The organism is Bacillus niameyensis (genome assembly GCF_001375535.1).
GTDB classification, from domain to species: Bacteria; Bacillota; Bacilli; order Bacillales; family Bacillaceae_C; genus Lederbergia; species Lederbergia niameyensis.
The window spans coordinates 433,791-440,092 of the sequence record NZ_LN831197.1 but is presented as its reverse complement, the minus strand read 5'-3'; the positions used below and the strand labels follow the sequence as shown (position 1 = coordinate 440,092).

Here is a 6,302-nt window from a genome sequence, read left to right as displayed (position 1 = left end):
CCCCACAGGCGTTTACGCCGAGGAGGCTCACCGCCCGCCCCGCGGAAAGCGAGCAACTGTAGCGGAAATCAACCAAGCACTGTCCTGGTAAGCAACAATGTTTACAAAAACAACCTATTAAAAAAATAAATAAATATGAGACGCTTCTTTGGCATGTCTTTTTTTGAAAAGGTTTTGAAAACAAATACCAAATCTTCAATAATGCTCATTTCCCAGTAATCTTTTGGAAACTCAGCAAATTTACGCCTCTATATTCCGAGAGTCTATCTAATACAATTCGAACTTTCTGGCATGTCAGCAAATCTTCGACCATAAGATGTAAAAAGGAGGATGGACATGCTTCACGTTGCTATTTTCATTATTCTGGCACTTTTATTTTTACTCGGTATGACTTGGATGAGAATCGGGCTATTTAATCTTTCTGGAAGTGCGATGGAAGATTGGCTGAAAAAAGTGACAAACTCACCTTTTAAGGGAATGTTAGCAGGAATTGCTATGACAGCTGTCCTCCAAAGTAGCTCTGCAGTAACTGTTATTGCTGTAGGGCTCGTTTCAGCACGTATTCTGACGTTCCCACAAACAATTGGCATTATTTTAGGTACTAATATTGGAACGACCATTACATTAGAATTCTTCACATTCGATTTATCGAAAATCATTCTGCCGGTACTAGCCATAGGACTAATCTTTCAATTTCTAAAGAATGCCAAAGTAAAAAGCGCTGGCTTTATTCTATTAGGAATTGGGATTATTTTCACATCAATGAACGGCTTCGAGTGGCTAGCTAGCTCCTTGGAAAATGTTTCGGCTATTGATAATCTAATTAGTTTAATGGGGAATAGCACTATCTTTTCCTTTCTTGCTGGAACTTTACTAACTGCACTTATTCAATCGAGCACAGTTGTAACAGGAATATCAATGAGCTTTTTAGCAACGGGAACTTTTCCGTTAGAGACAGGTTTAGCTATCATGTTGGGGGCTAACCTTGGAACATGTGCAACCGCCCTTTTTGCCAGCATCGGAGCAGGAAACGAGGCAAGACTGACAGCTTTTGCACATATTTGGTTAAACTTAGCTGGAGCCTTGCTATTTTTGCCTTTAATTAATGTATTGGCCAATGTGAGCATGACACTGACCTATTCTCCTGAAACCCAGCTAGCACATGCGAGTGTTATATATAATGTCATTTGTTCTATTTTGGTTTTACCAATTGCCCAACAGTTCGGCAAATTCGTAATTTGGATGCATGGTAAAAAAAATTATTAATTAAAAACTCATTGATTAATTAATAATTGCAACACCTGAACTCGTCCCAATTCTGGTAGCACCAGCTTCAATCAAATTTTCTGCGTCAATCCTACTTTTAACACCACCAGATGCTTTAACACCGAGTTCTGGACCGACCGTATACCGCATTAGTTTAATATCTTCAACAGTTGCACCGCCACCTGAAAAGCCTGTAGATGTCTTCACATAATCTGCACCTGCTTTTTTAGCTAACTCACAGGCTTTCTGTTTTTCATCATTTGTTAGAAGACTTGTCTCAATGATTACCTTAACAATGGCTCTTCCTTTTGCCGCTGTGCAAACAGCACTTATGTCCTGCTCTACATATTCATAGTCATTACTTTTCAGCGCACCAATATTCAACACCATATCTATTTCTGTAGCGCCTGCTTTAATTGCATTATCAGTTTCAAAAGCTTTCGTTTCGGCCGTGCTTGCACCAAGAGGAAATCCGACTACAGTACAGACTTTAACGTCTGAGCTCTTCAGTAATATACTTGCATAACTAACCCAGGTTGGATTGACACATACTGATGCGAATCCGTATTTCTTAGCTTCTTCACATAATTCCTTTATTTCATCTTTATTTGCATCTGGTTTTAACAATGTATGATCGATCATGTTTGCTATCATGGCCTTTCTCCTTTCAAATATATTATTAAGTGAAATTGGTGGGTCACAAAAGGGTTGCAACAAGATGTTTGATTCCGGATAAAAAAAGCTACCTCAAAAGCGAGATAGCTTTCCACAATCACATAGCCATCGAATTAGTTTCTTCTACATTATCCATTACACGAACAAATTTCCCCTCATTATACGGATAGCCTGCTTGCGATATTTTTACTTTTACCAACTTTCCAACCATGTCTTCAGTTGCCGGAAAAACAACTTTTAAATAATTATCCGTAAATCCTTCATATAAACCAGAATTTGGATTTTCCTTGTATGCCTCTTCCGGAATCACTTCAAGGATCTCATCTTCAAATTGCGATGCATACTCTTTAGCAAGTTGGTCTGATAATGAAATTAAGCGATGGACACGATCGTTCTTTATATCTTCATCAATTTGATCTGTCATTCTCGCTGCAGGTGTACCAGTTCGCTTAGAATAAGGAAATACGTGTAACTCAGAGAATTTATGTTCTTTAATAAAATTATAAGTCTCCATAAATTCTTCTTCTGTTTCTCCAGGGAACCCCACAATGACATCAGATGTTATCGCTAAACCTGGTAAAGCTTTTTTAAGTTTTATTATCCGTTCAGCAAAGAATTCCATTGTATACTTTCTACGCATTCTTTTTAGGACAGTATTGGAGCCTGATTGAATTGGAATATGTAAATGACGGACAACTAATTTCGAATTCTCAATCACATCAATCACTTCATCCGTTAACTGGCTAGCTTCTATAGATGATATACGAATTCTTTTAAGTCCCTTAACTTGGGCTTCAAGATCACGTAATAGAGCGGCTAGATTATAGTCTTTCAAATCCTCGCCATATCCGCCAGTATGAATTCCTGTTAAAACTATTTCCTTATATCCTGCATCAACAAGTTGCTGAGCTTGACGAATAACTTCCTTTGGATCACGAGAACGCATCAAACCACGTGCCCATGGAATAATACAAAACGTACAAAAGTTATTACAGCCTTCTTGAATTTTTAAGGAGGCCCGAGTCCGGTCTGTGAAAGCAGGAACATCTAATTCTTCATACACGCGATTTTTCATTATATTGCCGACTCCATTGATCGGTTGTCTCTCTTGCTTATATTGTTCAATGTAGTCCAACATTTTTACCCTATCCTGCGTACCTACAACTACATCTACCCCTGGAATGGCCATAATTTCAGCAGGAGAGGTTTGTGCATAACAACCTGTTACACAAATAACCGCATCTGGATTTTTTCGAACAGCTCGACGAATAACCTGGCGGCTTTTTTTATCCCCAGTGTTTGTAACTGTACATGTATTAATGACATAGACATCCGCGATACTTTCAAAATCGACTCGGTCATATCCTTTATTTTTAAATAATTGCCATATAGCTTCTGTTTCATAATGGTTTACTTTACATCCTAATGTATGGAAAGCAACACTTGACATCACAATTCACCTCATTAATTCAAAATGGTAGGAAACAGCAGCAAGTGCATAAAGAGGTGCTGTTTCCGTTCTTAAAATTCTAGGTCCAAGTCCGCATATTTGAAAGCCATGTTCTTCTAATAAGCCCTTTTCATGGTCACTAATCCCGCCTTCTGGACCAAACACAAATAATATTTTTTCGGAAGGTTGGACTCTTTGAAGAATTTTCGAGAAATTACCAACTTCTCCTGTTTTTGCTGCTTCCTCATAAGCAAGAATTTTCCAATTAAAGTTTTCACCTAATTGAATTAACTCCTTAAATTCAATAGGAGATTGGATAATAGGGGTCTTTTGACGGTGTGCTTGTTCTGCTGCTTCTTTGGCAATTTTCTCCCATCGAAGTACTTTCTTCTCAGCCTTTTTTTGATCCCATTTCACTACGGAGCGTTTAGCGTTAAAGGGAATAAATTGAGATGCACCTAGCTCGGTTCCTTTTTGAATAATCCACTCCAATTTATCTCCTTTAGGCAATCCGCTCGCTACAGCTACAAAAACAGGAAGTTCTTTTTCAACAGTTTCCCACTTTATAATTTCTGCTTCAACAGAAGAATCTGTAATCTGAGTTATTTTCACTAATGCTGTTTCCGAATTTAGAAATACACTCCAAAATTCATCTCCTTCTGTCATTCTCATGACTCGAAGGATATGGTGATAATCTTCCCCAGAAATTATAACTTTTTCTTGACCGCTGTATTTTTCATTTATAAAGTAGCGCTGCATCGGTACACCCCATTATAATCTTCTTGCGATAAAAGCTATCCAATCTTCCATCACTAATGTTTCTACTATTTCAAACCCTGCTGACTCTAGTGCATCTTTAACCTCAAACTTTTTTTGTTGGATGATTCCTGATGTAATAAAATAGCCTCCTTGCTTCACAACAGTTGCTGCATCATCTGTGAAACCGACAATCACATCGGCCAAAATGTTTGCGACTACTACGTCGGCTTTGCCCTTAATACCATGTAACAAATCACCTTGGCGAACATCGACAATATGATTTACTTGATTAATTTGCACATTTTCCTTTGCCGATTCTACAGCTACCTCATCTAAATCAAGCGCAATTACTTTGTGAGCACCAACTAAGGCACTTGCTATACTTAATACGCCTGATCCCGTTCCAACATCTACTACTGTATCGTCTTCCCTAACAGTTCTTTCAAGCGCTTGAATACACATAACAGTAGTTGGGTGCGTACCAGTCCCAAATGCCATACCTGGATCCAATTCTATAATTAATTCTTCACTTGTAATGCGTTTATAGTTTTCCCAGGTAGGTACAATCGTAAAACGGTCTGAAATTTTGACAGGATGATAATATTGCTTCCAAGCGGTCGCCCAATCTTCTTCTTTCACCTCTGTGGTCGTTACATTATTCTTACCAATATCGATGCCAAAGTTCACAAGATCAGTAATTTCTTGTTTTAACGATGCAACTGTTTCACCAATAAAGCTATTAACAGGTAAATACGCTTTGATTATTACGCCTTCTTCAGGAAAGTCAGCTGGATTCAGCTCAACGATTTCTCCAAAGCGATTTTCCCGTTCTTTTGTTAGTTCTGCCGGATCTTCAATCACAACACCGCTTGCGCCAGATTCGTGAAGGATATTAGCAATGGCCTCAACAGCCTCATTAGATGTGTGTATACTTATTTCTAGCCAATTCATAGCAGACCGCCTCGTTCTTCTATTTAACTTTTAAACGCTCGTTTAACTTTATCAAAAAAACTTTCTTGGTGTTCATCAGGAACTTTACCGCTAATTTCCGCAAAATCTCTGAGAAGTTGTTTTTGTTGCTCGGACAATTTCGTTGGAGTAATAATTTTCACTAGAACATGCTGATCTCCAATACCATATCCCCGTACATTTTGCACACCTTTTCCGCGCAAACGGAATTTTGTACCGGTTTGAGTTCCAGCCGGAATCTTTAACTTAACCTTACCGTATAAGGTAGGTACTTCAATTTCATCACCAAGTGAAGCTTGAACAAAGGTAAGAGGCATTTCGCAATATATGTCATCACCATCACGTTCAAAGAATTCATGGTCCTTAACTTGAAACACGACATATAAATCTCCAGAAGGACCACCATTGACTCCAGGTTCACCTTCTCCAGACACGCGCATTTGCTGTCCATCATCCACACCTTTTGGAATATTTATTTTGATCTTTTTCCGTTTTTTCACTTGACCATCTCCACCACATGTGGAGCATTTTTCTTTAATCAATTTACCTGTACCATGACAATGATGACAAACTCGTCGGTTTACAATGCGTCCAAAAGGAGTGTTTTGTTCAACATTCATCTGCCCGCTACCTTTACAATGAGGGCATGTTTCAGGTGTAGTACCAGGTTTAGCACCATTTCCATTACAAGTATCACATGTTTCTTCCCGTGGAATTTCAATAATCGTTTCTTTGCCAAAAACAGCATCTTCAAAAGATAAATTCATTGTATATTGAAGATCGGCACCTTGTCTTGGCGCATTCGGATCTCGGCGTCCGCCACCACCAAAAAAGGTATTGAATATGTCTTCAAAGCCTCCGAAGCCAAAGTCTGCGCCGCCAAAGCCGCCACCGCCACCACCAAAGCCTTGTGGTCCTTCATGGCCAAATTGGTCGAACTGAGCTCTTTTTTGATCATCACTAAGTATTTCATATGCTTCAGTTATTTCTTTAAATTTCTCATCTGCTCCAGCTTCCTTGTTTATGTCAGGGTGGTATTTCTTTGACAATCGACGATACGCTTTTTTTATTTCATCTTTGGAAGCATCTTTCTCTACTCCCAGCACTTCATAATAATCTCGTTTACTCATATAAACACACTCCCGAATCTTTTCACATAACGTTTATTTTACCATAAATTAAA

At 38.7% G+C, this 6,302-nt stretch carries 6 protein-coding genes; 1 reads left to right on the top strand and 5 read right to left on the bottom strand.

The features are described from left to right. Positions 1 to 336 precede the first annotated feature (336 nt). A complete protein-coding gene (locus BN1243_RS02160; protein WP_062104639.1) occupies positions 337 to 1,266 on the top strand; it encodes a Na/Pi symporter in 930 nt (309 codons plus the stop codon). 15 nt (positions 1,267 to 1,281) lie between these two features. Here BN1243_RS02160 and deoC read toward each other — a convergent pair whose 3' ends face one another. The 5 genes from deoC to dnaJ all read right to left on the bottom strand — a co-directional run bounded on the left by deoC (position 1,282) and on the right by dnaJ (position 6,249). Then, the gene (gene deoC, locus BN1243_RS02155) at positions 1,282 to 1,920 is read right to left on the bottom strand and encodes a deoxyribose-phosphate aldolase (protein WP_062104638.1); all 639 of its coding nucleotides are present in this window, start codon (positions 1,918 to 1,920) and stop codon (positions 1,282 to 1,284) included. Positions 1,921 to 2,038: 118 nt separating this feature from the next. Beyond that, positions 2,039 to 3,391, bottom strand: coding sequence for a tRNA (N(6)-L-threonylcarbamoyladenosine(37)-C(2))-methylthiotransferase MtaB (mtaB, locus tag BN1243_RS02150; protein ID WP_062104637.1), 1,353 nt, complete (start codon positions 3,389 to 3,391; stop codon positions 2,039 to 2,041). Positions 3,392 to 3,397: 6 nt separating this feature from the next. Beyond that, positions 3,398 to 4,150, bottom strand: a complete 753-nt coding sequence (locus BN1243_RS02145; protein WP_062104636.1) for a 16S rRNA (uracil(1498)-N(3))-methyltransferase — start codon at positions 4,148 to 4,150, stop codon at positions 3,398 to 3,400. 12 nt (positions 4,151 to 4,162) lie between these two features. Further along, a complete protein-coding gene (prmA, locus tag BN1243_RS02140; protein WP_062104635.1) occupies positions 4,163 to 5,101 on the bottom strand; it encodes a 50S ribosomal protein L11 methyltransferase in 939 nt (312 codons plus the stop codon). Positions 5,102 to 5,124: 23 nt separating this feature from the next. Next, positions 5,125 to 6,249, bottom strand: a complete 1,125-nt coding sequence (dnaJ, locus tag BN1243_RS02135) for a molecular chaperone DnaJ (protein ID WP_062104634.1) — start codon at positions 6,247 to 6,249, stop codon at positions 5,125 to 5,127. Positions 6,250 to 6,302: the final 53 nt, after the last annotated feature.